The sequence below is a fragment of the Myxococcus sp. MISCRS1 genome, from assembly GCF_026626605.1.
Classification (GTDB): domain Bacteria; phylum Myxococcota; class Myxococcia; order Myxococcales; family Myxococcaceae; genus Myxococcus; species Myxococcus fulvus.
Genome location: NZ_JAPNKB010000001.1, coordinates 7,408,117 through 7,434,398, shown reverse-complemented (window position 1 = coordinate 7,434,398; position 26,282 = coordinate 7,408,117). Strand labels below are relative to the sequence as shown.

Here is a 26,282-nt window from a genome sequence, read left to right as displayed (position 1 = left end):
GGCCCTCGAAACGAACGAGGCCCCGATTCCCACCGTGGGAGTCGGGGCCTCTGACGTTTCCAGCAGCCGCGCTACTCGACGCGGTAGATCTTCACCGCGCTGGAGAGCTGCTCGGAGATGATTTGCAGCGTGGTGGCGGCCTCGCCGGTGGAGCCGATGCGGGCCACCGTCTCGTCCATCATCTTGGAGAGGTCGTTCACCGCCAGGGTGATTTGGTTGATGCCCACGTTCTGCTGGGACACCGCGGCGGCAATCTGACGGACGGCGGCGGCGTTGTCCTGGACGATGGAGGACAGCTCGCGCAGGTTCTGCCCGCTGGTGCGCACCTGGGCCAGGCCCGCCTCCATGCGCTCGGCGCCGCGCTCGGTGATTCGCACCGCGGCCGTCACCGAGTTGGCGATGTCGTCGAGCAGCTCCCGCACCCGCGTCGTCGCCTGGATGGACTGGTCCGCCAGCGCGCGAATCTCGCGCGCCACCACGCCGAAGCCCTTGCCGTGCTCGCCCGAGCGCACCGATTCAATCGCCGCGTTGAGCGCGAGCATGTTGGACTGGTCGGCCAGGTCCTTCACCGTCTGGGTGATGCCGCCAATCTGCTGCGTGCGCTCGCCCAGCTCGAGAATCTTCTGGGCAATCTCACCCACCTGGACGCGGATGTCGTTGAGGCCCGCCATCGTCTGCTCGATGGAGGCCTCGCCCGCGCGGGCCAGCGCGTCCGCGCGCTCGGCCACCGACAGCACGCTCTCCGCCTTCTGCGCGGCGAGCATGGAGGTCTGCTTGATTTCCTGCGCGGTGACCTGCGTCTCCTGGAGCGCGGCGGCCTGCCGGGAGATGGTCTGCGCCTGGTCCGTGGAGGACGTGTTGAGGTGCTCGGTGGACTGCGTCAGCGCCTGCGCGGCCTGCTGGAGGTTGAGCGTCACCTCGCGCAGCCGGGCCACCATCTGCGCGAAGGAGTTGGCCAGCCGGCCCACCTCGTCGCCGCTCTTGGCGTGGATGGGGCGCGTCAGGTCACCGGACTCGACGATGTGGCCGGCGACCTCCGTCAGCTCGCGCATGGGGCGCACGATGCTGCGCCCGAAGGCCGCCGCCACCGCCACGCCCAGCGCCACCAGCAACAGCGCGAAGCCCATCATCCGCCAGCGCAGCGCGGACACCAGGTCGTCGATGTGGTCGCGGGAGATACCCACGTGCACCGTGCCCAGCCGGCCACCGGCCACCGGCGCCGCCACGTTCGAGGCGTGCAGCGTGCGGCCCTCGGTCTCGAACTCGAGCACCTCGCCCCAGCCGTTCTCCTCACTCACCTCGCCCTGCGCCACCGCGGACGCCTTCAGCGCTTCGGGGAAGGCGCCCGTCAGGCTGTGCGCCACCACGTTGCCGCCCGCGTCCGAGACGAAGACGTAGGCGACGTCCTCGCTGGTGCGCGAGACGTCCAGCAGGGGCTGGAGCGTGGTGAGGCCCATCTTCGCGCCCTGCTCCGCGGCCACCGCGAGGCTGCGGGCGAGCAGCTGGCCCTCGCCCATGTGGCTGGAGACGAGGTCCGCCTCCAGCCGCCGCGTGGCGATACCGGTGAGGATGGCGGCCACCGTCGCGCTGACGAGCGTGGTGACGAGGACGAGCTTCGGCGCCAGTCCGAGCGACTGACGGAACTGCTGGCCGAGCTGCGTGGTGAACGAGGTCTGTTCGGTGCTCACGGCATCACCACCCGGAAGACGTCGGGACGACACCCGCGAGGGCGCGGGGTGAATACAAACGACTCGGGACTACCAGCAAGCGGCCCGCGACGAACAGGGGGCACTGACGGGCTCATCGTCCCACCCCACCCTCTCCGCGCCCACCGGCCCGGAAGTTGGGGGGGATGCAGCTCTGGAGGATGAGCTCCGGCACCGAGGCCAGGGGCACGCCCTGGTCCGTGGCGTGGATCTCCAGCGCCGCGCGGGGCATGCCGTAGACCACGGAGGTGGCCTCGTCCTGGGAGAAGGTGACACCACCGGCCTTGCGGATGGCGAGCAGCCCGCGCGCGCCGTCCTCGCCCATGCCGGTGAGCACCACCCCGCCGCTGCGCCGGCCGAACGACGCCGCGAGCGACGACAGCAGCACGTCCCCGTTGGGGCACGGACCGCCCTTGCTGCGCTGCAGCCGCGCCAGCCCCGCCGGGTCCACCAGCAGGTCGTGCCCGTCCAGCGGGAAGTACACGCGGCCGGGCTCCAGCCGCTCGCCGTCCCGCGCCACGTCCACCGTCAGCGGCGTCACCTGCGACAGCCAGCGCACCATGCCCTGCGTGAAGCCCACGGTGATGTGCTGCGCGATGAGCAGCGGGACGGGCAAATCCTTGGGCAGCTTGGAGAGCAGCTCCGCCAGCGCGGGCGGGCCACCGGTGGAGGCCACCACGCCGAAGACGTCCACGCGCGCGCCGATGGGCGGCGGCGTCACCACGTTGGCGCGCTGGCGCCGGGAGATGACCGGCACCTCCGCCATCAGACACACCGAGTGGGCCAGGTCCCGGCCCCACCGGCGCAGCTCCTCCACGTTGGTGACGTTGGGCTTGCCGATGAGCTCCAGCGCGCCGGCGCTCATCGCCTGGAAGCCCAGGTCCACGCCGCGCTGCTCGGCCACCGCGCTCACCACCAGCACCCGCGCGGGGGCCTGGGACATGATGGCGGTGATTGCGCTGGGGCCGTCCAGCCCCGGCAGCAGCAGGTCCATGGTGATGACGTCCGGGCGCAGCAGGCGCGCCAGCTGCACGGCGCGGTTGCCGTCCCCGGCGCGGCCGACGACCTCGATGCGAGGGTCCTCGGTGAGCAGGGCCGTCAGTGTGTTCGCCATGGTGGGCGAGTCGTCCACCACGAGCACCCGGATGGGGCGTCGATTGTTCACGCGCGCGCTCCCCTGCGGCTCATGACGTCGAGCACCTCGGCGAGCAGGCGGCCCGCGGCGCACTCGCGCTTGCTCAGGTAGCCATCCGCTCCCGCCGCCAGGCCCCGCTCCCGCGCCGCCGCGCTGTCATGCGCGGAGACGAGGATGACCGGCAGCGACGCCGTCTCCCGTTTCTCCCGCAGGCGGGCGATGAGCTGGGTGCCGTCCATCTCCTCCATGTCCAGATCGCAGATGACGACGTCGTAGGTGTCCGTCGCCAGCCGGTCCAGCGCGCGGGCGCCGCTGGCCGCCAGGTGCACGCTGAAGCCGCCCGCCTCCAGCATGGCCCGGTGCAGCGCGCGCGCGGTGAGCGAGTCGTCCACCACCAGCGCCCGGCGCTGCGCCGTCACCTGCGTCTGGCCCGACTCCGTCACCAGCCAGTCCGGCCGGCAGATGAGCAAGAGCTCGCCTCGGCTCAGCGTCGCCGCGCCCTGCCACGCCGGCACGTCGCGGACCTCGGAGGGCAGCGGCCGGATGACCAGGTCGCGGTCCCCCACCACCGCGTCCACGCCCAGCGCCACGCGCTTGCCTCCGCTCTGCACGATGAGCAGCGGCTGGCCTTCCGCGGGCGGCGCCAGCGCGCGCAGGCCCAGCCTGGCGCCCAGGTCCACCACCGGCAACAGCTGCCCCTGGTACTCCAGATGCGCCTTGCGCTTGCCCAGCCGCAGCGAGTCCGCGCGCGCCAGCTGCGTGGCCTCCACCGCGAGCATCGGCAGGCCCACCAGCTGCTCCAGCGCGCGCACCACCAGCACGGGCGAGCTGCCCAGGTCCACCGGCAGCGTCATCACGAACCGCGTGCCCTGGCCCGGCGTGCTGTTCACCTCGATGCGGCCCTGCAGGCCCTCCACCGACGCGCGCACCGCGTCCAGGCCCACGCCCCGGCCCGACGTGTCCGTCACGTCCGAGCGCGTGCTGAAGCCCGGCCGGAAGATGAGGTCGCGCAGCTGGTTCTCGTTGAGCCGCTCCGCCTCGTCGGAGGCGATGACGCCGCGCGACTCGGCCACCTTGCGCACCCGCGTCACGTCGATGCCCGCGCCGTCGTCCGCGCACTCGAGGAAGAGCAGGTTGCCCTGCTGCTCCACGCGCAGCGTGAGCGCGCCCTCGTGGTGCTTGCCCGCCTTCTCGCGCTCGGACGGCAGCTCCAGGCCGTGGTCCACGGCGTTGCGGAGCAGGTGCACCAGCGCGCCCTGGAGCTTCTCCAGGAGGCGCCGGTCCAAGGACAGCTCCGAGCCCACCACCGACAGCCGCGCCTCCTTGCCCAGCTGGCGCGACAAGTCACGCACCATGCGCTGCAGCGGGTCCAGGATGGTGCGCACCGGGCGCGTGGTGATGGCCTTGAGGCCCTCCTCCAGCGCGTCGACGATGTCGCTCGTCTCCTCGCCATCGGTGCGCAGCGAGCGCGACGTGCCGGACAGCAGCGTGCGCGCCTCGGCCGTCTCCGCCAGCAGGCCCTGCTTGGCCAGCACCGTCACCACGCGGTCCAGCTCGCGGCCGCGCTCCTCCACGCGCAGCCGCACCTCGCGCAGCCGCTCCACCTCGCGCATCAGCGCCGTCACCTGCCGCACGCTGACGCGCCAGCCCGTGTCCGCGGACTCCGCCTGCGGGTCCAGCTGGGCCGACAGCTCCAGGGACCCGGCGTCCTCCGAGGCGCCGTTCGTCTCTGGCTCCGCGGCGCCGTTCGAGCCCGCGGCCGCCTGCGCGCCCACCGACTCCGGCGCGGGGCCGTCCGCCACCAGCTGCGCCAGCGCGGCGGCCGGGTCCGGCAGCGAGTCCCCGCGTCCATCCGCGTGCGCCTGGGCGCGCAGCATGAACAGGTCCAGGCCGTGCAGCAGCACGTCCACCACGGACCGGGGCATCTTCTGCGTGGTGGCCTTCAGCGGCGCGAGCGCGTCCTCCAGCTTGTGGGCGATGTCGCCCAGGTCCTGCAGCCCCAGGCTGGACGCGCTGCCCTTGAGGGTGTGCAGGTGCCGGCCCAGCCGGACGTAGAGCTTCGCGAGCGCGCCCGAGTCCAGGCCCTCGCGCTCCAGCTCCAGCAGGTCCATGGTGACCTTCTGGATGACCTCCTGGGCCTCGACGGCGAACCCCGTGACGAGTCCCTGCAGCATCGGGTCAACGGGCATTGCGTCCTCCCGTCGAGCGGGTGGTGAACAGGCGCTTGAGGTCGATGAGGTGGATGAGCTGCCGGTCCTGGGTGAAGACCTCCATCACCGGCCCCTCGGCCCGCACGCGCGCGGCCTCCACCGCGCTCGCCGGCAGCGTGGTGGGGCGCGGAATGGCCTCGCAGTCCAGCGCGCACAGCTCGCCGTCGCCGCGGTCCACCACCAGCAGCACCGCCGGATCCTGCCGCCAGCCGTGCCCGCCCAGCATGGACGCCAGGCTCAGCGCGGAGAGCACCTGGCCCTGGAAGCGCAGCACGCCCACCACATGCGGCGAGGACAGCGGCACCGGCGTCACCATCCGCAGGGGCAGCGCCGCGCGCAGCATCTCCAGCGACAGCGCGTAGCGCTCCTCGCCCAGCGGGAACTCGGCAATCCAGTGGACCGCCTCCTCCACCGTCGTCTCGGCCTGCTCGCGCAGACGCGAGGCGCGCCGCTCGAGCAGCTCGACGGCCTCCTGCTCCTGGGCCTCCTCCATGCTTCTGGGAAGGATTTTCATTCGAGGGCCCCTTGATTGAGGTAGGCGTCAGCGGACGCCTGATAGAACCGCGCCGGCAGGGCCTCGGGCCCGTCCACGAGGTGGTCCGGCGCCAGCCGCTCCGCGCGCACCCGCAGCGCGCGCATCAGCGGCACCGCCGCCTCGCGCGCCCCGGTGCGCTCCCGAAGCAGCGCGAGCTCGAGCAGCCCCGGCAGGTAGTCGGGAGCCTGACGCACCAGCGACTCCAGCACCGCCGCCGCGCCCTCCACGTCTCCCTCCTCGATGCGCTCCAGCGCCTCCAGGTGCAGCCGGGACGGCGGGGGCGGCGGCGTCACCCGCGCGGGCACCACCGGCACGGGCGTGGCCTTGGGCTTGCGGAACAACGGCGCGGGCGGCTCGGCGCGCTCCACCGGGCGCGGCGCGGGCGCGGGCGTGGTCAGCTCACCGGGCGCCAGCATGCGGAAGGTCTGCAGCTCCGGCGGGCCCTCGCGCACCATGCCGGGCGGCACCCGGTCCGCCTCCACGGCGCCCAGGAACAGGAAGCCGCCGGGGTTGAGCGCCCGCGTCAAGAGCGAGATGGCCTGCTCGCGCGCGGCCGGGGAGAAGTACGTGAGCACGTTGCGGCAGAGGATGAAGTCGAAGCGGCCGAAGCGCTCGGGCAGGGGCGCCAGCAGGTTCCCCTGCGCGAAGGTGGTGATGCGGCGCACGACGGGGAGGATGGTGACCTGCCGCTCCGGCGCGTCCAGGTAGAGCGGGAACAGCCGCGGCGCCGACTCGCGACGCGACCAGGTGCCGTAGGACGCGCGCCGCGCCGTCTCCAGGCTGGCCTCGTGCAGGTCCGTGCCCAGCACCTCCACCGGGAAGCCGTGCGGCACCGACGCCAGCAGCGCCGCCGCCAGGGAGTAGGCCTCCTCGCCCGTGGCGCAGCCCGCGCTCCAGCCGCGCAGCGCGAGCGCGCCCTTGCGCAGCGCCGCGGGCACGCCCACCTGCGAGATGTAGCGGAAGTGCTCGGGCTGCCGGAAGAAGTACGTCTCCCCCACCAGCGCCGCGCGCACCAGCGTCCCGGACAAGGGCGACTGGGGGAAGAGCATCTCCCCCAGGAGGTCCGCCGACGAGCGCCCGCGCGCGAGCTCCCCGCGCACCACGCGCTCCATGGCCTCGGAGGCGATGGCGTCGTCGCGGAAGCCGGTGATGGAGGACACCACTTCCCGCGCTCGGGTCAGCAGCCGCGGGTCGAGCTCTGCGCTCATGCGCTCCGCCTGGCCCTCCGCGGCCTCCACCATCTTGGGCAGGTCCTGCAACAGGCCCCGCGCCACGAACACCCGCGGATCCAGGATGGGCAGCAGGTGCCCCCCGGCGCGCAACATCCCGATGAGCCCCTCGCGCAGCGGACCATGGTCCGTGCCGCCCACGCGCTCGCGCCGGTCGATGTCCGCCGCCGCGTACTCCTCCGGGTCCTTCACCGTGTCCACCGCGAGCGCCAGCGCCACCCCGTCCACCTGGATGACCACCAGCATCCGCTCCACGCGCGGCAGCGAGTGCTCCACGCTCAGGCGGCGCGCCACGTCCAGCACGCACAGCGCCTCGCCGCGCACCTCCACGTATTCGCGCAGGTACGAGGGCGCCGTGGGCAACGGCCGCGTCGCCGGATGCAGGAGCACCTCGCGCACCGCGTCCAGCGGCACCGCGAACTCCAGCGTGCCCACCGTCACCCGCAACACCAGCAGCGAGCCGGTGCGCGCGCGGCGGCGCGAGTTGGCCAGCGCCTCGCCCACCGCGTGCAGGAGCTCATCCGCGCGGAAGGGCTTGGCCAGGAACGTCTCCGCGCCCAACCCCAGACACGCCTCCGCGCGCGACTTCTCCGAGGAGATGATGATGACCGGGATGTCCGACGTGGCCGGGTCCGCCTTCATCCGCTGGAGGACCTCGTCGCCGTCCATCTCCGGCATCGACAGGTCCAGCAGCACCGCGGCGGGCCTGAGTCGGGAGACCTTCTCCAGCGCCTCGCGGCCGTTGCTCGCGGTGTGGATGGTGTAGTGGCCGGAGAGGATGGCGCGCTCGAGCGCCAGGATGGCGTCGCTGTCGTCGACGAGCAGCAGGGACGGCAGGCTCACGGCATCAAGCCTTGGTCAAGAACTGACGGACGGTCTCCGTCAGCTCGTGGTGGGAGACCGGCTTCTGGATGAACGCGTTGGCGCCCGCCTCCGTGCCCCGCTGGCGCAGGGCCACGTCCTTCTCCGCCGTGAGCAGCAGGATGGGCACGGTGCGCAGCTGCGCGTTCTTGCTGGCCCGGACCTCCTTGACGAAGGTGATGCCGTCCATCCCGGGCATGTTGATGTCCGCGATGACCAGATTCACCGGGACGAGTTTGAGGAGTTGCAGCGCACGAGATGCATCTTCCGCCTCCACCGTCCCTACCTTGAGGTTCATGAGGTAGATCTTGACGATGTTCCGAACGGTCGGGCTGTCGTCCACCAGCAAGATGTTGGTGCTGTTGGTGCTCACGGTGCCACGGCTCCTGCGCAGGGGTTGGGCCAATGCGGCCGTCCCCTGCGAAACGTGGGAGGACTCTACCGTGAGCGCTCTCACGGGAGAAAGCGGGGGGACCTGTCCGCATTCACGGCGGGCGGGCAGGTGTCGGATGACCTCGACGCCGGGAGCGGGTGGCGCCTACTCGCTCGGAGGCTTGGTGCCTGCGGGCTGGGCTCCCGCCACGGACTCCGGGGGCACCGGTGGCGCACCCACGGCGTGATAACCACCGTCCACGTGGATCATTTCGCCCGTGGTGGAGGGCAGCCAGTCCGACAGCAGGGCACACGCCGTCCTGGACACCATGTCGTGGCTGTCCTTGGCGCTCCAGCCCAGTGGGGCCTGGGTACCCCACCCCGCCTCCAGCGCCTTGAAGCCCGGGATGCCCTTGGCGGCCATGGTGGACAAGGGACCCGCCGCCAGCGCGTTGACCCGGATGCCCTTGGGGCCCAGGTCCCTGGCCAGGTAGCGGACGGTGGACTCCAGCGCGGCCTTGCACACGCCCATCCAGTCGTAGATGGGCCACGCGACGCGGTTGTCGAAGTCCAGCGTGACGATGGAGCCGCCCGGCGGCATCAGCGGCGCGCACGCCACCGCGAGCTCCTTGAGGGAGAACGCGGAGATGCGGAACGCCGTCTGGACGCTCTCCCAGGGCGTGTTGAGGAAGTTGCCGCCCAGGGCGTCGTCCGGGGCGTAGGCGATGCCGTGGAGCACGCCGTCCACGCGGTCCCAGCGCTGCTTGAGCGACTCGGTGAGCGCCTTGAAGTGCTCGGGGTTGGTCACGTCCAGCTCCAGCACCTCGAGCCCCGGCTTGAGGCGCTTGGCGCTGCGCTCGGTGAGGGACTTGGCCCGACCGAAGCCCGTCAGCAGGATGTCCGCGCCCTGCTGGAGCGCGTGCTCGGCGATGCCATAGGCGAGGGACTGGGGGGTGAGCACCCCGGTGATGAGCAGCTTCTTGCCCTGGAGCAGCATGTGAGGCGGCCTCTTGGGAGGGAGAAGGGGTTGGGGGAGCGGGCTGTCTAGCACTCCTTTCGACCGAAACGGGACGAAACGGGTGCTGGGAGTCCTCGGGTGTCAGGGTGTTCCCAGGTGAAGCTGGGCTCAACAGCGGCATGACTTGGGCTGCTCCCCTGGAGCGGCCCCTCCCCTGGGGTGCCGCCAGGGCCCAACAAAGACGCCTCGAAAAACCCCCAACGGGGCGGTCATCCAGTAAAAGACGACACCGCCATGGCGAACTTCCAGGACTCGTTCCTTTCCGGCGCCAACATCGACTTCATCGAGGGGCTCTACGCCCGCTACCTCGAGGACCCCGCCAGCGTGGATGCAAGCTGGCGAGAGATCTTCGAGCGAAACGATGGTGCCGGCCGTCCCATCTTCAGCACGAAGCTCTTGGAGGTGCCCGCGGCGGCCGTCGCGCCCGGCAAGGGCAACGGCAAGGCCGCGGGAGCCGCCCAGGCCCCCGCCGCCGCGCCGGCCGCGGCCGCCCCCGTCGCCGCCCAGAGCACCGCCCAGGCCCAGGCGCTGGAGCTGCAGTCCAAGGTGGACCAGGCGCTCTTCGCGTTCCGGCTGCGCGGCCACCTGCGCGCCGACCTGGATCCGCTCAACCGCCCGCGCCCCGCGCTCGCCCACGTGGCGGACGTGAGCATGGTGGATGACGGCCACTTCTCGCCCAAGGAGCGCGAGCAGGAAGTGGAGACGCACAACGTCTTCCCGCAGCAGAAGGTGAAGCTGGACGAGCTGCTCGCGCGCCTGCACCGCACGTACACGGGCAGCGTCGGCGTGGAGTTCATGCAGATCCTCGACAGCGAGCGCCGCCGCTGGCTGATGCAGCGGATGGAGCACAGCGAGAACCGCACCGCGTTCTCCGTGGAGGACCAGCGCCACATCCTCACCAAGCTGTCCTACGCGGAGGGCTTCGAGAACTTCCTGCACACCAAGTACGTGGGCGCCAAGCGCTTCAGCCTGGACGGCGGCGAGGCCCTCATCCCCATGCTGGACGCCATCGCCGAGGTGGGCAGCGGCCTGGGGCTGAAGGAGGTCGTCATCGGCATGGCCCACCGCGGCCGCCTCAACGTGCTGACGAACATCCTGGGCAAGCAGCCCGGGCAGATCTTCAGCGAGTTCGACGGCCCCAAGGACCCCCGGGCGTACCTGGGCCGCGGCGACGTGAAGTACCACATGGGCTTCTCGTCGGACCACACCACGCGCCAGGGCAAGAACGTGCACCTGTCGCTCGCGTTCAATCCCAGCCACCTGGAGGCCGTCAACCCGGTGGTCGAGGGCCGCGTGCGCGCCAAGCAGGAGCGCTTCGGCGACACCGAGCGCGTGGGCGTGATGCCCCTGCTCATCCACGGCGACGCGGCCTTCATGGGCCAGGGCGTCGTCGCGGAGACGCTCAACCTGTCGGGCCTCAAGGGCTACACGACGGGCGGCACGCTCCACGTCGTCATCAACAACCAGGTCGGCTTCACCACCGACCCCCACGACTCGCGCTCCTCCATCTACGCCACCGCCATCGCGCAGATGCTGGACATCCCCGTGTTCCACGTGAACGGAGATGACCCGGAGGCCTGCGTGCACGTGGCGCGGCTGGCGGCGGAGTACCGCCAGACGTTCCACAGCGACGTGGTCATCGACCTCATCTGCTATCGCCGCTACGGCCACAACGAGGGCGACGACCCCTCGTTCACCCAGCCGGCGATGTACGACATCATCCGCAAGCACCCGACGGTGCGCACGCGCTACGCGAAGGCGCTGGCGGACGCCAACCGCATCAGCGCGGAGGACTCGGAGGCCATCAAGCAGCGCTGCCTGTCGGAGTTCGACGCGGCGCTGACCCGCGCGCGCCAGGAGAGCGAGTTCAAGGAGCCCAGCGCGCTGGAGGGCCTGTGGAAGGCCTACCAGGGCGGCTCGGTGAAGAACGCGCCCCAGGTGTCCACCGCGGTGGACAAGGCGAAGCTGCGCGACGCGCTCCAGCGGCTGTGCACGGTGCCCGAGGGCTTCCACGTGCACCGCGACGTGGAGCGCACCGTCATCAAGAAGCGCCTGGGCATGCTCGACAGCGAGGAGCTGCAGTGGAGCGAGGGTGAGTCGCTGGCGTACGCCACGCTGCTCTCCGAGGGCCACCCGGTGCGCCTGTCCGGCCAGGACTGCGAGCGCGGCACGTTCAGCCACCGCCACGCGGTGCTGCACGACGTGCAGACGGGCGCCAAGTACACGCCCCTGCAGCAGTTCTCCACCGGCCGCGCCAGCTTCCAGGTCGTCAACAGCGCCCTGTCGGAGATGGGCGTGCTCGGCTTCGAGTACGGCTACAGCCTGGACGTCCCGGACGGCCTCACCCTCTGGGAGGCCCAGTTCGGCGACTTCGCCAACGGCGCCCAAATCATCATCGACCAGTTCATCGCCGCCGCGGAGAGCAAGTGGCGCCGGCTGAGCGGAATCACGCTGCTGTTGCCACACAGCTACGAGGGCCAGGGCCCCGAGCACTCCAGCGCGCGCCTGGAGCGCTTCCTGGACCTGTCCGCCGAGGACAACATCCAGGTCTGCTACCCCACGACGCCCGCGCAGATCTTCCACCTCCTGCGCCGTCAGGTGGTGCGCCCGGTGCGCAAGCCCCTGGTCATCATGTCGCCCAAGAGCCTGCTGCGCCGGCCGGAGGCCACCAGCAAGGTGGACGAGCTGGCCACGGGCGGCTTCCAGGAGGTCATCCTGGACAGCGTGGCGCCCGCGGGCGTGACGCGGCTGCTCCTGTGCAGCGGCAAGGTGTACTACGACCTGGTGAAGGCGCGGAACGAGCGCAAGGACGACAGCATCGCCATCGTCCGGGTGGAGCAGCTCTACCCGTTCCCGGCGGACGAGCTGGCGAACCTGGTGGCGAAGCTGCCCAGGCTCGCGGAGGTCTACTGGGTGCAGGAGGAGCCCCGCAACGCGGGCGCGTGGCACTTCATGTTCCCGCGCCTGCATGACCTGGTGTCGTCGCGCTCGCAGCAACCCGTGAAGTTGGGCTACATCGGGCGCGCGGAGGCCGCCAGCCCCGCAACCGGCTTCCCGAAGACTCACGAAATCGAGCAGCAGCTCATCATCGAGGAAGCCATCTTCCGAGGGACCAAGAATGGCCGTTGAACTGAAAGTACCCCCCCTGGGCGAGTCCATCACCGAGGCCGTCGTCGGCAAGTGGAACAAGAAGCCGGGTGACGCGGTGTCCGCGGACGAGCCGCTCGTCGTCCTGGAGACCGACAAGGTCACCATCGACGTGCCCGCGCCCGCGGCCGGTTCCCTGGCGTCGGTCGCCTTCAAGGAAGGTGACAAGGTGCGCGTGGGCGACGTGCTCGGCCTCATCGAGGCCGGTGCCGGCGCCGCCGCCAGGCCCGCGGCGGCCGCTCCCGCCGCGCCCGCTCCGGCGCCCGTCGCCGCCGCGCCCGCGCAGGAGTCCGACGCGCGCATCACCCCCACCGCCAGGAAGATGGCGGAGGAGAACAAGGTCGACGTCAGCCAGCTCAAGGGCAGCGGCGCCGGCGGCCGCATCACCAAGGAGGACGTGCTCGGTCAGCTCAACCGCCCGGCCGCGCCCTCCCAGCCCGCCGCCCCGGCCCAGCCCGCGGGCCCGCGCCCCAACGCCGCGCGCGAGGAGCGCGTGCGCATGACGCCGCTTCGCAAGCGCGTCGCCGAGCGCCTGGTCCAGGCCCAGTCCAACGCCGCCCTGCTCACCACCTTCAACGAGGTGGACATGGGCGAGGTGATGGCGCTGCGCAAGAAGTACAACGACAAGTTCCAGGCCAGGCACGGCGTGAAGCTCGGCTTCATGAGCTTCTTCGTCCGCGCGTCGATTGAAGCCCTCAAGGCCTTCCCCCAGGTCAACGCGGAGATCGACGGCGAAGACGTCATCTTCAAGCACTACTACGACATCGGCGTGGCGGTGAGCGGCAGCCGCGGCCTGGTCGTGCCGGTCATCCGCAACGCGGACAAGCTGTCCCTGGCGGAGCTGGAGAAGGGCGTGGGCGACCTGGGCACCCGGGCGCGCAACGACAAGCTCACCCTGCCGGAGCTGCAGGGCGGCACCTTCACGATTACCAACGGCGGCATCTTCGGCTCCATGCTGTCCACGCCCATCATCAACCCGCCGCAGACGGGCATCCTGGGCATGCACAACATCGTCGAGCGCCCCGTCGCCCGCGACGGCCAGGTGGTCATCCGGCCCATCATGTACGTGGCCCTCACCTACGACCACCGCCTCATCGACGGCCGCGAGGCCGTCCAGTTCCTCGTGCGCGTGAAGGAGTGCATCGAGGACCCCGAGCGGCTCCTGCTCGACGTCTGAGGCCGCCAACGCGACGCGTCAGTATTGACTGAGATGCCCGGCCTCAATGCAAACCGGGCATTTCAGGTCGCTGGCTGGACTTCCAGGCAGGCGTTTCACTAAAACCGGACATGTCTCCCGGTCGTCGGGGGGCGGGAAGAACGGGCGACTCTCACGCGTCGCCCCGCGAGACTGAAGGAAGTGCAATGGCAACCGGTACCGTGAAGTGGTTCAACGACGCGAAGGGCTTCGGCTTCATCACCCAGGACGGCGGTGGTGAGGACGTGTTCTGCCACCACACCGCCATCAACATGGACGGCTTCCGCACCCTCGCCGAGGGTCAGAAGGTGGAGTTCGAAGTGACGCGTGGCCCCAAGGGCCTGCAGGCGCAGAACGTTCGCGCCGCCTGAGACGTCGTTGCGATGAGCCCTTCCCCGCGAGGGGCTCACGAACGGAGGCCCGGCCCCTGTCCCCAGGGAACCGGGCCTCTTGCTTTCCGGAGCGTCCCCCGGGCGCGCGGACGCGCCCGGGCCCGCGCCCGTCACAGGTTCTTCTTGAAGTGCTCCATCACGCGCTCCCACTGGCGCTGCTTCACCAGCGGGTCGGGCACCATGTGCGTCAGGCCGCTCAGCGGGAGCAGCTCGTGCGGCTTGCCGGCGCGGAACAGGGCGTCGCTCAGCTTCAGCGTGTGGAAGAAGTAGACGTTGTCATCCGCGGTGCCGTGGATGAGCAAGAGCTTGCCGATGGGCTTGTCCGCCTTGGCGTAGGTGAGCAGCGAGCTCTTCTCGTACGCCTCGGGGTGCTCCTGGGGCAGGCCCAGGTAGCGCTCGGTGTAGTGCGTGTCGTAGTCGAGCCAGTCCACCACGGGGGCGCCGGACACCGCGGCCTTGAAGACGTCCGGGCGCTTGAGGGCGGCCAGCGCGGCCATGTAGCCGCCGAAGCTCCAGCCCTGGATGCCCACGCGCTTGAGGTCCAGCTCGGGCAGCTCCTTGGCCAGCGCCTGGAGCGCGTCCACCTGGTCATCCAGGGTGACGGTGGCGAAGTCGTACTTCACCTCTCGCTCCCAGGCGGCGCCGCGCAGGGGGGTGCCGCGCACGTCGAACTTCACGACGAGGAAGCCCTGGTCCGCCATCCACTGGGACATCAGGTGCGCGGCCATGCTGTGGTGCACCACGGTGGTGGTGGGGCCGCCGTAGATGTCGACGATGACGGGCAGCTTCTTGCCGGGCTTGAAGTCGCGCGGGCGGGTGATGGACGCCCAGTAGCGCTTGGGGCCCACCTGCCTGAGCTCCGTGTTGGGGACGAAGGGCGGCTCCTGCGCCACCTCCGGCAGCTGGCCCACGCGCGTGCCGTCCGCGCGCAGCACCTCCGTGCGGCTCATGCTCTTGAGACTGGACGTGTTGACGACGAACACCCCGCCGTCGCGCGAGGCGGAGCCACCCTCGATGCCCTCGCCGTTCTTCGTCACGCGCTCGGGCGCCCCGCCGTCCTTCACGCGCCAGAACACGCTCTGCGTGGGGTTGGGGCCGCCGTTGAAGAACAGCGTGCGGTCCTTCTGCACGAAGCGCGTCATGCCCCGGAAGCCCGCGTCCGGCTTGACGAAGCTCTTGTCGAGCGAGCCGTCCGCCTTTCGCAGCTCCACCTCCGGGCCGCCGTTGCGCTCGGTGTACCAGAGGAAGCCCGAGCCATCGTCCAGCCACAGCGGGAAGTCCTGGTCCAGGTTGAGCCAGGCCGAATCCTTCTCCACCAGCAGCTCCCGCGTCTTGCCCGTGGCCGGGTCGACGGCGAGCAGCTGCTGCTCCGTCTGGACGCGGTTCTGCACCAGGATGGTGAGCGGGCCGCCCTTGGGCCACACCACGGTGGCCAGGTACGGGTACTTCGCCGCGTCCCACTGCACCCACGTCGTCTTGCCACCGGTGACGGCCGTGACGCCCAGGCGCACCTTGGCGTTGGGCTTGCCGGGGCGCGGGTACGCGAAGATTTCGCCGCCGCGCTCGGGGTGCATCACGTCGACGATGGTGAGCTTCTCCACCTCCGAGGTGTCGGACTCGGTGTAGGCGACGCGCCTGGCGTCGGGGCTCCACCAGTAGCCGGAGAAGCGGCTCATCTCCTCCTGGGCGACGAACTCGGCCACGCCGTGCGTCTTCTCGGCGGTGCCTCCCTTCGTCACGCGCTGCTCCTTGTTCGCCGCGATGTCGATTCGGTAGACGTCGTTCTCGCGGACGTAGGCCACCTGCTTGCCGTCCTGGGAGAAGCGCGGGTCCAGCACGCCGGGGCCCGTCTTGAGCTCGGTCACCTTGCCGCTCGCGCGCTCGACGACATAGAGCCGGCCGGAGAGCGGGACGAGCAGGCGCGTGCCGTCGTCGGAGATCTGGTACGAGGTGAAGCCCCGGGCGCTGACGCGCATGCGCTCACGGCGGGCCTTCTCCTCGGGGGTGAGCGTCTCCTCGGTGCCCTTGAGCAGCGCCTCGGGGGTGAGCACCTCCTTCACCTCCCCGGTCGCCACGTCGAACGCGTAGAGCGTCTGGACGTTGGAGGTGTCCTGGGTGCGCAGGAAGAGGACCTGCTTCTCGTCCGGGGTGACCCGTACGCTCACCGGGCGGCCGCTGGAGAAGTTGCGGGTCTCCGACAGCTGCCTCAAGAAGGGGTCTTGCGAGTGCGCCGTCTGGGGCATGGTGAGGGGCTTCATCTCCTGGGCGTATACGGGCGCGCTCACGAAAATGAGCGCTGCGGCGAGGACCTGGCGCATGCGTAGTCGAACTCCCGCCAGCGGCGGGGCTCCTTTCACGGAAAGGTGCGGGGAAGCCTACACTCGGCCGCCGCGCAAGCTGAGCAAACCCGCGACGGACGCGAGGATTCCCGAGGCATGAAGACCGACGACGACGCCCTGCTCCACCTGCGCCTGGCGGGCATCATCCGGCTGGGGCTGGGAGGCGGCCGGGGGCCGACGGACGCGTACGTCTTCGACCCCCACCGGCTCGCCCTGCCCTCCTGGGCCATGGCTCTGGGGGACTCCGGTCCCGCCGCGCTGCTCGTCACGCTGGACCGCCACCTGGACGTGGTGGTGCCCCGGAGGCCGGAGGCGGTGCCGGACCGCTCGGCGGGCCTGCGAGCGCTGGACGAGCACGCCCGGTGGGAATTGGACGTGCGCAACTACGACCACATCCTCGCGGCGATGGAGGCGGGGCTGGTGGCGGATGCGTTGTTCATCGCCCGGACGCGGCCCCGGGGCGCCTTCGCGGGGGACACCTACGTGGACACGCGAGGCCGCTCGCACCGACTGGTGGTGGTGCCCACGGTGGACCGCGCGTCCGAGGCGTGGAGCCACCCTGCTCCGGGTGACGCGGTGCGGAACGTGATGGAGGACGCGGAGCGGGTGCTGCTGGACGTGGACCTGGACTGCTTCACCTCGCTGAGCGACGCGGACCCGACGACGGTGCTGCCCTGGCCGCGCGCCATCATCCGAGAGTTCCTCCTGCCCGACGGCTCCGAGCCCTTCTGGGACGCGGTGCTCCAGCGCGCGGTGGCGCTGACGCTCGCGAGGGAGCCGCACCACTGCGGCGGACTGCTCGCGTCCGGGGAGCTGTTCCGGGATGTCGCCGAGGTGTTGTTCCGGGAGCTCTTGCGCGTCGAGCCCCCGTGAGCGACGCGGGGCTACAGCGGTGAGTCGAGGAAGCTGGGGCGCAGGTCCGTCACCTGGCCGCCGGCGAACGTGAAGCGGCTGCCGATGGGAGGCCGGTCGCCGTTGAGCACGTAGCCGAAGTCGATGCGGAACGGGTTGACGTTGAACTGCGGGAAGAGCAGCCGCAGGCCCACGCCCACGGACGTCACCATGTCCGGCCTGTCGTTGAACGCGCTGCCCGAGTCGAGGAAGAGCACGCCGCCCACGTGCACGGTCTTGATGACCAGCGGCGCGGTGCGGTACTCCACGTTCACGAGCAACATCCGCTTGCCGGAGTACTCGTCCGCGGGCGCGCCGCGAAGGCCGTTGCCTCCACCGAGGAGCGTCACCCGGTCGAACAGGTCGTCGATGTTGACGTCCAGCAGGCCGCGCGCGACGAAGCGTCCTCCGAGCACCTTGGGCGACACCTGCGTCAGCTCCGCGGCCCAGTGGCGGTTGTTCCAGGTCGCCGCGTCGCCCATCTGTCGACGGATGGAGCCGGAGGCGGCGACAGTGGTGAGCGCCTCGCCCCAGCGCAGGCGGTAGCGCGCGGCCAGCCCTGCCTCCGTGAAGTGCGTGTCGTCACCGAAGACGGGTGGCGCGTAGCGCAGCGTCGCGGAGAGCCAGTGCCCCATCTGGTAGTCCTCGGAGAGGACATAGGAGTCCACGTCGCGGAGGACTTCGTAGCGGGCCTCGAAGGCGCGCAGGGACATGGACACGTAGCCCGCGTCCTCGGCGCGCGGCAGGTAGTTGCGCCGGAACCAGGCGGACTGGTCCTCGGTCAACATCGACGACCTCGGCGGGTCGTAGGCGTAGTGGTACGCGCCCACGGAGCCGCTCAGGTTGAGCTTGTAGCGCAGGCCGAAGGAGCGCGTGTACGAGGCCGCGCCCGCGACCTCCTCCGTCCGGTACACGTAGGGCACCGTCGGGCCACCGGGGAACGGGAGCTGCCAGATGTCCGCGCCCCGGTAGACGCGATTGGTCTCCACGTTCCACGCCACGGATGAGCTGACGCTCCACGGCGTCGACAGCGAGTAGAGGGGCCGGCTCACGGAGACGCTGCCCCGCGAGCCCTCGGCCTGGCCGCTCTCGCGTCCGATGATGATGGCGGCGGACTCGGTGAACGACCAGCGACTGCCTAGCACGCGCGGGTCGGTGTAGCTCTGTCCGAGGCTGAGCGTGTCCAGGCGCAGGATGAAGTCCACCGCGAGCTTCTTGCCCCGGCCCAGGAAGTTCTGCTCCGTGCCCTGCAGCCGCAGGTACTGGAGCAGCGAGCCGACCGCGGAGAAGTCGCTGTTGAGTCGTAGCGACCAGATGTCCTTGGTGACGACGAGCAGCGACACCGTGCCGGGCGTCTTGCCGACGAGCGGGACGACTCGCACCACGGAGAACAGGCGCAGTGCGCGCAGGTTGCGCGCCGTCTCCTCCGCGAGGCGCGTGGAGTAGGGCTGACCGAGCGGCAGCAGCACCTCGCGCCGGACGACCTCGTCGCGCGTGCGCACGTGGAAGATGTTGAGGAAGTCAGGATACGGGTCGCTCTCGGCCACCACCTCCTCGGTGTCCACGAGCACATCCGAGAGCGGCTTTCCTTCCGGGGAGGGGTCCACCTGGCGGCCATGCCGGACGAGCGACTCGACGACGAGGGCCTCCTCGTAGTTCTCCTGCGTCAGCCCGGGTGCGCGCGCGGGTGGAGGCTCCACCGTGGCGCCCTCGGGCTGCTCACCCTGCTGTGTCGCGACGGGCGCGTCCGGCGGCGGAGTCGCGACGACGGGAGCCGGTGTCTCGGAGACGGGCTCCGCCAGTTCGCTTTGCTGCGTCACGCCCAGTAGCGGCGACGCAACGGCGGGAGTCGGGGTCTCCGAGACGGGCTCCGCCAGTTCGCTTTGCTGCGTCGCGACGAGCGCGACCCGTGGCGGAGACGCAACGACAGGCGCCCGCTTCTCGGGGCTGGGGGCCGCCTGCACGCCCTGTGGCGTCGCGACAAGCGCGGCAGGTGACAGCAACGCGACGACAGGCTCCGCCTGGAGTGGAGTCAGGGCAAGAGGAACGACGATGAGGGCAACCAGTGGTAGCGCCACCCCACCATCCTGGCATGCGCCGCATTCCTGGCGAGCATCTTCATCGCGGGAAGCTCGGATGGCGCGGTCCGTCGACGTCGGCCCCCTCCGTGAGGTCCAGGCTATCGCTCGGGCAAGAACCGCCCAGGTCCAAGGACCCCAGACAGCACCACCACGTGCACGGAGCACCGCCTTCGGTGCGGCTCCTGGCGCGGGCCTCTCGGTGGTGGCTGTCGCCCGAGTCGCTGGACGACCAGGGCCCTGTGTCGGAACCGAATCCGCCGCGCGGAGCCTCCCAAGCAACGGCCCCGCTGGCAGCACGCTCGCCGTCGAAAACCCTCGGAAAATGCCGCTGTAATACCGCGCGAAAGGTGGCGTCTTCCTCGATGAACGGCGGGTCGCGGCTCGTGGGTCCTCGAGCGCTCGCCCCCGGAGCCATCCATTCCTGGAGGTCCCTTTCCCCATGTCGGGTTCACACAGCCACGCGCCCACGTCACACGGCCGAGCCTTCGCGCTCGGCGTCACGCTCAACCTGGCCTTCGTGGCCATCGAGGCGCTGTACGGCTTCCTCTCCGGCTCGCTGGCGCTGCTCGCGGACGCGGGCCACAACCTGAGCGACGTGCTGGGGCTCGTGCTCGCCTGGGGTGCCAGCGTCCTCGCCCGACGCCAGCCCACCGAGCGGCGCAGCTACGGCCTGCGCGGTGCCTCCATCCTCGCGGCCCTCTTCAACGCGCTCATCCTGCTGGTCGCTGTCGGCGCCATCGGCTGGGAAGCCCTCCGCCGCTTCGGCGAGCCAGCGCCCGTCGCCAGCCTCACCGTCATGAGCGTCGCGGGCATCGGCGTCGTCATCAACACCGCCACGGCCCTGCTGTTCTGGAAGGGGCGCAAGAACGACCTCAACGTGCGGGGCGCGTTCCTGCACATGGCGGCCGACGCGGGCGTGTCGCTCGCCGTGGTGCTCAGCGGCGCGCTCATCTACTTCACGGGGCAGGCGTGGCTGGACCCGGTGGTGACGCTCGGCATCGCGCTGCTCATCCTCGTCAGCACGTGGAGGCTGTTGGTGGACTCCTTCAACCTCGCGCTGCAGGCCGTTCCCGCGAACATCAACCTGGGCGCGGTGCGAAGCCTCATGACGCAGGCGCCCGGTGTCACCGGCGTGCACGACCTCCACGTCTGGGCCTTGAGCACCACCGAGTCGGCCCTCACCGCCCACCTCGTGGTGGATGCGCCGTCCGGCACCGAGGCGCTCGTCCCCTCGCTGAAGGCCCGGCTGCACGACACGTTCGGCATCGAGCACGTCACACTCCAACTCGAACCCGCGCTCGCCGCGACCTGCCACCCCTGCGCCCCTGGTGACACCCGCCACGCCGCATGCGCCTGACGGCACCGTGCGAGTCCGGCCCCGCCGCCGACCTCGACTCCCTCGCCCTGACGATGCCCCCCTCGCCAGCGCCCCACCGAGACCTCCGATGACCCCGACCCTGCGAACCCACTTCGACCTCGAGCTGCGCCGCGCCGAGCAAGCCCATGCACGCGGTGCCCATCAAGACGCCTGGCGCTTCCTGGAGCGCGCCCACGTCCTGAGTCAGGCCCATGCGTGGCCCCACCTGCGCGTCCACGGCGCCATGTTCCGTTGGGCCGTTCGACACGGAGACTGGCGGGAGCTGCTCGGACAGTTGCCGCGACTCATCCTGGCCGCGCCGGGCTCGTGGCTCGGTCGCGCGCCGCTGGGCAACACGGGCGGCGCCAACGTGGGCATCTTCACACCCATGGACATCCCCGAGGACCTCCGCGCCATCCTGGCCGCGCGATAACTCCCCGCGTCGAGGTGACATCCCGCGTCGAACCGCCTTCGACCAAGGCCCGTGACGAACGCGGCACGCGATGCGTGCACGGACTGACGCTAGGCTCCCGCGCGGGTGGAGTCACTCCACCTGGGGGACAGGCCGCATGACCACGTTGGACGCCGCGCACCGTCAGCCATCATCTCGTCTGCCGAAATCTCTTCCGGAGCTGCAAGCCCTGCGCGCATGGCGCGAGCCCATCTCCGGCCCCGCGCACTTCCACGTGGAGCCGACAGACATCTTCGTCGCCACCTATCCCAAGTGCGGAACCACGTGGACGCAGCAAATCGTCCACGGCCTGCGCACGCGCGGCGACATGGGCTTCGAGGAGATCTCCCTCGTCGTCCCGTGGCTGGAGAGCCCACCCCTCCCGGGCGTCGACCTCGCGGGGCCCCAGGTCGCGAAACCGCGCGCGTTCAAGACACACCTGCATTGGGAGCGGGTGCCGAAGGGCGGGCGCTACATCCACGTGATGCGAGACCCGGCGGACACGCTCACGTCCTTCTACCACTACGTGAACGGCTGGATGTTCGAGCCCGACTCCGTCAGCGTGGAGGAGTTCTGCTTCGGCATCTTCCTGAAGGACGCGCGCTTCGGCCGCTACTGGGAACACCTGCGCGCCTGGTGGAGCGTCCGCGAGCGCGACGACGTGCTGCTGCTCGCCTACGAGGACATGAAGGAGGACCTGGCGTCCGCGGTCCGACGCATCGGCGCCTTCATGGGCATCCCCCTGGACGACGCGCTCGTCGCGCTCGTGACGAAGCAGTCCACCTTCGAGTTCATGCACGCGCACGAGTCCCAGTTCGACGACCACCCGACGACCGAGGCCGTCAATCGACTCACCGCGCTCCCACCCGAGGTCCAGACCACCAAGGTCCGAGCCGGCCGCGTGGGAGACTCCTCGAGCTGTCCGCGGCGGTGCACGACGCGCTCGCCGCGACCTGGCGCGCGGACATCGAGGTGCCACTCGGCATCCCCTCCTACGCACGGCTTCGCCAGCAACTGCGGTCATCCCCACCCGCTCAAGCCCGGACGAGGCGCTCGTAGCCCAGCGCCTCCAGCACGTCCTCATGGCCCGCGAGCGCCGTGTTGATCTCCTCCAGGTCCGCGGCGCTCATGCGTCCGAGCGAGTCCCCGTTGAAGTCCCGGATGGTGCTGCGCTCGCCCATGATGTCGAACGCGCGGCCGACATCCAGCCGCCCCAGCTCCGGGATGTACTCGAGGATTCTCGCGGCGATGGTCTCCGGGGACTGACAGAGGTCCTCGTACCGGAAGAAGAGCGAGCCTCGCAGCACGGCCCGGTTGCGGAGCTGCAGCCGGCTGGAGCGCACCCAATGCGCCGTCGCGACGGACAGCGGATAGCCGCGCTTGCGCCGCACGCCCTCGGCGAAGGCATACGGACTGCGCACCGAGACGATGAACCGCGCGGGCGCGAACTGCTCCTGCAACAGCGGCGCGGCCATCACCATGGGCGGGCTCTTCTCCACGAGCACCGCCTTGCCCAAATCCCACGCGCGATGCCAGACGGCCTTGATGCGCTCCCAGTGGTAGCGCTGGGGGTCCGCGAACTTCGCCTCGTTCGTCGTCCAGTTGCGAAGCTCGTCCGACTCGGTATCGGGGATGGGCATCGCCTCCGGGTCATCCCGGTGCACCAGCCACTGTCCCTCGTGGTTCATCGAGTCGAAGACGGAGACCTGGTCCGACGTGGCCAGCAGCCGCACCAGCAACGTGCTGCCGCTGTTGTTCGGACAGATGACGAATGTGTACAGCGGCGACCTGCGCACCACCTGCTCCACGAATCACCCCCGGGACCGGAGGGCAGGCGTCTCACGAATCGAGCCCCCACGTCATGACGAGACGCGGCGAGCCCTCGCGAATCCCCGCTCCCGCGCCGCCAGTCGCGTGACGCCCCAGAACCCCAGCGCCACGGCGGCGATGGTCGCCCCCTGCACGCACACGCCCACCCAACCCGCGTGCGCGAACACCACCGTGGACGCGAGCGAGCCCGCGCCACTGCCGATGGAATAGAAGACCATGTAGCCCGCCACCAACCGGCTGCGCGCCTCCGGGCGGACCGCGTACAGCTCGCTTTGGTTCGTCACATGCAACGCCTGGATGGCCAGGTCCAGACCGATGATTCCCAACCCCAGCGCCCACAGCGACTGGTGCGTCTGCGTCAGCACGACGGGAACCCACGACACCAGCAGCAGCCCGAGCGCGAACAGCGTCGTCCGATTCCCGAAGCCCCGGTCCGCCAGCCGCCCCGCCCTCGACGCCCCCAGCGCGCCCGCGACCCCCGCGAGGCCGAACAGGCCCACCTGCGTGTGCGAGAGCGAGAACGGCGGCGCCGCCAGCAGCAGCACCATCGGCGTCCACAAGGTGCTGAACGCGGCGAAGCCCAACAGCGCGAGCACCGCGCGGACCCGCAGCACGGGCTCCTCCACGAACAGCGTGAGCACCGAGCGCAGCAGCTCCGGATAGGACAGCCGCGTGCGCGCACGCTCGCGAGGCAGCACCCGCAGCAGCGCCAGCGCCACGAGCAACGTCGCGCCCGCCGACACGAGATAGACGGAGCGCCACCCGGCGACATCGGACAGGAAGCCCGCCACGGTGCGCGCCATCAGGATGCCTATCACCACCCCGCTCGTCACCAGCCCCACCACGCGGCCCCGCTCGGCTGGCGACGCGAGCGACGCGGAGAACGCCACCAACACCTGCGTGACGACCGCGAGCAGCCCCACCACCGCCAGCGCGCCGAGCAACACCGCGCCCGAGGGCGCCAGCCCCACCAGCGTCAACGCCGCCACCGACAGCAGCATCTGCAGGGCGACCAGCCGACGCCGCTCCACCAGGTCTCCCAGCGGCACCAGGAGCAACAGCCCCAACCCGTACCCCACCTGCGTGACAGTGACGACCACGCCCACCGTCGTGGGTTGCAACCCCAGCTCCCGCGCCATCGCATCCAACAACGGCTGCGCGTAGTAGACGTTGGCGACGGCCAGCCCGCAGGCCACCGCCAACAACCCCGTCACCGCGCCCGACAGCCCGGGCGCCCCCCTGCCCGCAGGCTCCACCACCTTGGACTCCCGTCGCATCCACCACCTGCCCGCATCTGGTTTCAAAATGAAACCAGCGGGGAGTTAACGGGCCGGAGGGGATGTGGCAACCTCCGTTTCCGAATGGCGCAGCGAAAACCCCACAGCCAGGCCGAGTGCCCCGTCGAGCGGACCGTGGACATCCTCGGTGACGAGTGGTCCCTGCTCATCCTCCGGGACGTGTTCGACGGCCTGCGCCGCTTCGGAGAGCTCCAGAAGAACCTGGGCGTGGCACGCAACATCCTCTCCGGCCGCCTGCGCAACCTCGTCGCGCACGGCATCCTGGAGACGGTGGCCGCGTCCGACGGGAGCGCGTTCCACGAGTACGCGCTGACGCCCAAGGGCAAGGACCTGTTCCAGGTCATCGTGGCCCTGCGGCAGTGGGGCGAGCACCACTGCTTCCAACCCGACGAGCCCCGCTCCCGACTGGTCGACACGGAGCACGGCAGGCCGGTGCGCCCCCTGGAGCTGCGCGCCGAGGACGGCCGGCCCCTGGCGTGCTCGGACGCCGTCGTGAAGAAGGTGTCCGAGCAGAAGCCGCGCAGGAAGCGCTGAGCGCTACGCCTCGGACTGCACCTCGATGGTCGGCTCCATCACCACCTCGGCGGTGATGCTCTGGCCGATGAAGCAGTACTTGTGCGCCTTCACGAACATCTCGCGCACCTTCTCCACGTCCGTGCCCGGCGCCACGCGGATGAGCGGCGCGAGGCGGACCTTGTTCACCCGCTTCACCTTCTCCACCGTGTCGAGGAACACCGTCACCTGGTCCTCGTACGAGCGCACATCCAGCCGCAGCTTCTTCGCCAGCGCCAGGAACGTGAGCAGGTGGCACTGCGCCACCGAGGCCCCGAGCAGGTCCTCCGGATTCCAGCGTGAGTCCTCACCGCCATACCCCGTCCCCGCGCTCACCAGGATGTCCGGCTTGCCATCCGTGCCAGCCACCGCGTTGCGGCTGTACTCGCTCGCGGTGGAGCCCTTCCACGTGAGCCTCAGCGGAAATCCTTCCACGTCCTGCCTCCTTGCGTTGCGTGTGTCCTCGGGCCCGAGCATAGGGGCCCCTTTGTCGTTCCGGCTCGACTGTCGCACCGGCTCCCTCCATCGAGGGAGCCCGCCCCCTACGCGGCGTCCGGACTTCCGTCATCCGCCGCGCAGGTCCGCGCCCTTCGGCACGGGCAGCTTCTCCCCGCGCGCAATCGCCGAGACGATGCGCGCGAGCTTCTCCACGCCGTCCGACAACGCCGCGGGGCCCGGCTGCAGGATGAGGCTGCTCTTCACCTCGTAGAGCTGGTCTTCCACCACCGCCGTCACCCTCTCCCAGCCCGGACGCGCGGCAATCTTGTCCCGCTTCGCCTTGCGGCCACACCAGCTGGCGATGACGCCGTCGGGGTTCCTGCGCGCCACCTCCTCGGGCTCGAAGATGCGCCCCTTCGCGCCCTGCGACGCGCGCGACTCGCGGCACACGTCCTCGCCGCCCACCAGCTCCACCAGCTCCGAGCACCAGCGGATGCCGGAGATGAGCGGCTCGTGCCACTCCTCGAAGAAGATGCGCGGCCGGCGCGGCAGCGCTTCCGCCGCGTCCGCGTGGCGCGTGAGGTTCGCCGTCAGCTCCTCCGCCAGCTTCTCCGCCGCCTCCGCGCGCCCCACCAGCGCGCCCGTCAGCCGCACCGACTGGAGGATCTCCGCCACCGAGCGCTGGTTGAACAGGTACACGGGCACGCCCCGCTTGCACAGCTCGCGGCCCAGGTCCGCCTGCAAGTCGGAGAAGCCCAACACCAGGTCCGGTTTGAGCTCCAAGATGCGCTCGAAGTTGGCGTCCAGGAACGACGACACCCGGGGCTTCTTGCGCGCCTCCGGCGGCCGCACCGTGAAGCCAGACACCCCCACCACCAGCTCCCCCGCGCCGATGCGGTAGAGCACCTCCGTCGTCTCCTCCGTCATGCACACCACCCGCCGGGGGTAGGCGGGCGCGCTGGAAAGCAACTCGGTCAGGTGGACGCTCATCCCGCCACCCTAACCGCGCGCACCCTCTTCGCGGAGGCTTCATGAAATCCCGAAAACCTTGTTCCACACTCCGAGTCGCTCACGCTCCCGCCCCCCAGTCCGCGTCTGCCGGCTGATCCACCGGCCGCGTGTCCGGTGCCGGACGTTGCGGCGCCCGGGCCGGTTTCTCGGCCGTTGATGCACTGCGCCAACCTGGCAGGTCGCTTGGGCAGTGGACGATTGCGGTGTTAGCATCCGCACGCATGTTCGACCGGA

At 70.5% G+C, this 26,282-nt stretch carries 21 protein-coding genes and 1 pseudogene; 8 read left to right on the top strand and 14 right to left on the bottom strand.

Features of this window, described 5'->3' with window-relative positions:
• Nucleotides 1-71: 71 nt before the first annotated feature.
• The 8 genes and pseudogenes from OWM54_RS29615 to fabI all read right to left on the bottom strand — a co-directional run bounded on the left by OWM54_RS29615 (nt 72) and on the right by fabI (nt 9,045).
• On the bottom strand, nt 72-1,688 hold the full coding sequence (locus OWM54_RS29615; RefSeq protein ID WP_223748419.1) for a methyl-accepting chemotaxis protein: 1,617 nt from the start codon (nt 1,686-1,688) through the stop codon (nt 72-74).
• Nucleotides 1,689-1,800: 112 nt separating this feature from the next.
• Entirely contained in the window at nt 1,801-2,871 is a 1,071-nt protein-coding gene (locus OWM54_RS29610) for a chemotaxis protein CheB (protein WP_141330168.1), read from the bottom strand.
• Nucleotides 2,868-5,030, bottom strand: a complete 2,163-nt coding sequence (locus OWM54_RS29605) for a hybrid sensor histidine kinase/response regulator (RefSeq protein ID WP_267699675.1) — start codon at nt 5,028-5,030, stop codon at nt 2,868-2,870. The genes OWM54_RS29610 and OWM54_RS29605 overlap by 4 nt, the downstream gene beginning before the upstream one ends.
• The gene (locus OWM54_RS29600) at nt 5,020-5,565 is read right to left on the bottom strand and encodes a chemotaxis protein CheW (RefSeq protein ID WP_141330172.1); all 546 of its coding nucleotides are present in this window, start codon (nt 5,563-5,565) and stop codon (nt 5,020-5,022) included. The genes OWM54_RS29605 and OWM54_RS29600 overlap by 11 nt, the downstream gene beginning before the upstream one ends.
• Nucleotides 5,562-6,794 (bottom strand): CheR family methyltransferase, encoded by a 1,233-nt coding sequence (locus OWM54_RS29595; RefSeq protein WP_248546123.1) that lies wholly within the window; start codon nt 6,792-6,794, stop codon nt 5,562-5,564. Before OWM54_RS29595 ends, OWM54_RS29600 begins: the two co-directional genes overlap by 4 nt.
• A gap of 15 nt (nt 6,795-6,809) precedes the next feature.
• A pseudogene (locus OWM54_RS29590) lies at nt 6,810-7,658 on the bottom strand (response regulator); the annotation flags it as partial.
• Between the two features lie 4 nt (nt 7,659-7,662).
• The gene (locus OWM54_RS29585; RefSeq protein WP_141330178.1) at nt 7,663-8,049 is read right to left on the bottom strand and encodes a response regulator; all 387 of its coding nucleotides are present in this window, start codon (nt 8,047-8,049) and stop codon (nt 7,663-7,665) included.
• Between the two features lie 165 nt (nt 8,050-8,214).
• A complete protein-coding gene (gene fabI, locus OWM54_RS29580) occupies nt 8,215-9,045 on the bottom strand; it encodes an enoyl-ACP reductase FabI (protein WP_267699674.1) in 831 nt (276 codons plus the stop codon).
• Between the two features lie 255 nt (nt 9,046-9,300).
• On the opposite strand from fabI, the gene OWM54_RS29575 reads away from it, so the two are divergent.
• The 3 genes from OWM54_RS29575 to OWM54_RS29565 all read left to right on the top strand — a co-directional run bounded on the left by OWM54_RS29575 (nt 9,301) and on the right by OWM54_RS29565 (nt 13,779).
• Nucleotides 9,301-12,195 (top strand): 2-oxoglutarate dehydrogenase E1 component, encoded by a 2,895-nt coding sequence (locus OWM54_RS29575; protein ID WP_267699673.1) that lies wholly within the window; start codon nt 9,301-9,303, stop codon nt 12,193-12,195.
• Nucleotides 12,185-13,390 carry a 2-oxoglutarate dehydrogenase complex dihydrolipoyllysine-residue succinyltransferase gene (gene odhB / locus OWM54_RS29570; protein ID WP_267699672.1) on the top strand — a complete coding sequence of 402 codons (1,206 nt, stop codon included), beginning with the start codon at nt 12,185-12,187 and terminating at the stop codon, nt 13,388-13,390. Before OWM54_RS29575 ends, odhB begins: the two co-directional genes overlap by 11 nt.
• 185 nt (nt 13,391-13,575) lie before the next feature.
• Nucleotides 13,576-13,779: a cold-shock protein gene (locus tag OWM54_RS29565; protein WP_141332297.1), complete on the top strand. Its 204-nt coding sequence runs from the start codon at nt 13,576-13,578 to the stop codon at nt 13,777-13,779.
• A gap of 131 nt (nt 13,780-13,910) precedes the next feature.
• Here the strand turns inward: OWM54_RS29565 and OWM54_RS29560 are convergent, their stop codons facing one another.
• A complete protein-coding gene (locus OWM54_RS29560) occupies nt 13,911-16,118 on the bottom strand; it encodes an alpha/beta fold hydrolase (protein ID WP_267699671.1) in 2,208 nt (735 codons plus the stop codon).
• Between the two features lie 117 nt (nt 16,119-16,235).
• Between OWM54_RS29560 and OWM54_RS29555 the strand changes: the two genes are divergently transcribed.
• Nucleotides 16,236-17,012: a hypothetical protein gene (locus OWM54_RS29555; RefSeq protein WP_267699670.1), complete on the top strand. Its 777-nt coding sequence runs from the start codon at nt 16,236-16,238 to the stop codon at nt 17,010-17,012.
• Between the two features lie 11 nt (nt 17,013-17,023).
• On the opposite strand, the gene OWM54_RS29550 is transcribed toward OWM54_RS29555, so the two are convergent.
• The gene (locus OWM54_RS29550) at nt 17,024-18,850 is read right to left on the bottom strand and encodes a BamA/TamA family outer membrane protein (RefSeq protein WP_370640365.1); all 1,827 of its coding nucleotides are present in this window, start codon (nt 18,848-18,850) and stop codon (nt 17,024-17,026) included.
• Nucleotides 18,851-19,550: 700 nt separating this feature from the next.
• On the opposite strand from OWM54_RS29550, the gene OWM54_RS29545 reads away from it, so the two are divergent.
• From OWM54_RS29545 to OWM54_RS29535, 3 genes are all read left to right on the top strand, one after another.
• Nucleotides 19,551-20,468 (top strand): cation diffusion facilitator family transporter, encoded by a 918-nt coding sequence (locus OWM54_RS29545; RefSeq protein ID WP_267699669.1) that lies wholly within the window; start codon nt 19,551-19,553, stop codon nt 20,466-20,468.
• 88 nt (nt 20,469-20,556) lie between these two features.
• Nucleotides 20,557-20,901, top strand: a complete 345-nt coding sequence (locus tag OWM54_RS29540; protein ID WP_267699668.1) for a DUF3703 domain-containing protein — start codon at nt 20,557-20,559, stop codon at nt 20,899-20,901.
• 136 nt (nt 20,902-21,037) lie between these two features.
• Nucleotides 21,038-22,024: a sulfotransferase domain-containing protein gene (locus tag OWM54_RS29535; RefSeq protein WP_267699667.1), complete on the top strand. Its 987-nt coding sequence runs from the start codon at nt 21,038-21,040 to the stop codon at nt 22,022-22,024.
• Here the strand turns inward: OWM54_RS29535 and OWM54_RS29530 are convergent.
• Nucleotides 21,954-22,715, bottom strand: coding sequence for a sulfotransferase (locus OWM54_RS29530; protein WP_223748408.1), 762 nt, complete (start codon nt 22,713-22,715; stop codon nt 21,954-21,956). The genes OWM54_RS29535 and OWM54_RS29530 overlap by 71 nt on opposite strands.
• A gap of 63 nt (nt 22,716-22,778) precedes the next feature.
• Entirely contained in the window at nt 22,779-24,026 is a 1,248-nt protein-coding gene (locus OWM54_RS29525) for an MFS transporter (protein WP_267699666.1), read from the bottom strand.
• Nucleotides 24,027-24,161: 135 nt separating this feature from the next.
• Between OWM54_RS29525 and OWM54_RS29520 the strand changes: the two genes are divergently transcribed.
• Nucleotides 24,162-24,581: a winged helix-turn-helix transcriptional regulator gene (locus tag OWM54_RS29520; RefSeq protein ID WP_223748406.1), complete on the top strand. Its 420-nt coding sequence runs from the start codon at nt 24,162-24,164 to the stop codon at nt 24,579-24,581.
• A gap of 3 nt (nt 24,582-24,584) precedes the next feature.
• Here OWM54_RS29520 and OWM54_RS29515 read toward each other — a convergent pair whose 3' ends face one another.
• Both OWM54_RS29515 and OWM54_RS29510 read right to left on the bottom strand, forming a co-directional pair.
• The gene (locus OWM54_RS29515; RefSeq protein ID WP_223748405.1) at nt 24,585-25,034 is read right to left on the bottom strand and encodes an OsmC family protein; all 450 of its coding nucleotides are present in this window, start codon (nt 25,032-25,034) and stop codon (nt 24,585-24,587) included.
• 129 nt (nt 25,035-25,163) lie between these two features.
• Complete coding sequence (locus tag OWM54_RS29510; RefSeq protein WP_267699665.1) at nt 25,164-26,027, bottom strand: ABC transporter substrate-binding protein; 864 nt, start codon at nt 26,025-26,027, stop codon at nt 25,164-25,166.
• Between the last annotated feature and the right edge of the window lie 255 nt (nt 26,028-26,282).

Coding starts and splice junctions, on each gene's coding strand:
- OWM54_RS29510 (WP_267699665.1), bottom strand. CDS start 26,027: ATGAGCGTCCACCTGACCGAGTTGCTTTCCAGCGCGCCCGCCTACCCC.
- OWM54_RS29600 (WP_141330172.1), bottom strand. CDS start 5,565: ATGAAAATCCTTCCCAGAAGCATGGAGGAGGCCCAGGAGCAGGAGGCC.
- OWM54_RS29555 (WP_267699670.1), top strand. CDS start 16,236: ATGAAGACCGACGACGACGCCCTGCTCCACCTGCGCCTGGCGGGCATC.
- OWM54_RS29595 (WP_248546123.1), bottom strand. CDS start 6,794: ATGAGCGCAGAGCTCGACCCGCGGCTGCTGACCCGAGCGCGGGAAGTG.
- OWM54_RS29540 (WP_267699668.1), top strand. CDS start 20,557: ATGACCCCGACCCTGCGAACCCACTTCGACCTCGAGCTGCGCCGCGCC.
- OWM54_RS29545 (WP_267699669.1), top strand. CDS start 19,551: ATGTCGGGTTCACACAGCCACGCGCCCACGTCACACGGCCGAGCCTTC.
- OWM54_RS29560 (WP_267699671.1), bottom strand. CDS start 16,118: ATGCGCCAGGTCCTCGCCGCAGCGCTCATTTTCGTGAGCGCGCCCGTA.
- OWM54_RS29535 (WP_267699667.1), top strand. CDS start 21,038: ATGACCACGTTGGACGCCGCGCACCGTCAGCCATCATCTCGTCTGCCG.
- OWM54_RS29575 (WP_267699673.1), top strand. CDS start 9,301: ATGGCGAACTTCCAGGACTCGTTCCTTTCCGGCGCCAACATCGACTTC.
- fabI (WP_267699674.1), bottom strand. CDS start 9,045: ATGCTGCTCCAGGGCAAGAAGCTGCTCATCACCGGGGTGCTCACCCCC.
- odhB (WP_267699672.1), top strand. CDS start 12,185: ATGGCCGTTGAACTGAAAGTACCCCCCCTGGGCGAGTCCATCACCGAG.
- OWM54_RS29525 (WP_267699666.1), bottom strand. CDS start 24,026: ATGCGACGGGAGTCCAAGGTGGTGGAGCCTGCGGGCAGGGGGGCGCCC.
- OWM54_RS29605 (WP_267699675.1), bottom strand. CDS start 5,030: ATGCCCGTTGACCCGATGCTGCAGGGACTCGTCACGGGGTTCGCCGTC.
- OWM54_RS29565 (WP_141332297.1), top strand. CDS start 13,576: ATGGCAACCGGTACCGTGAAGTGGTTCAACGACGCGAAGGGCTTCGGC.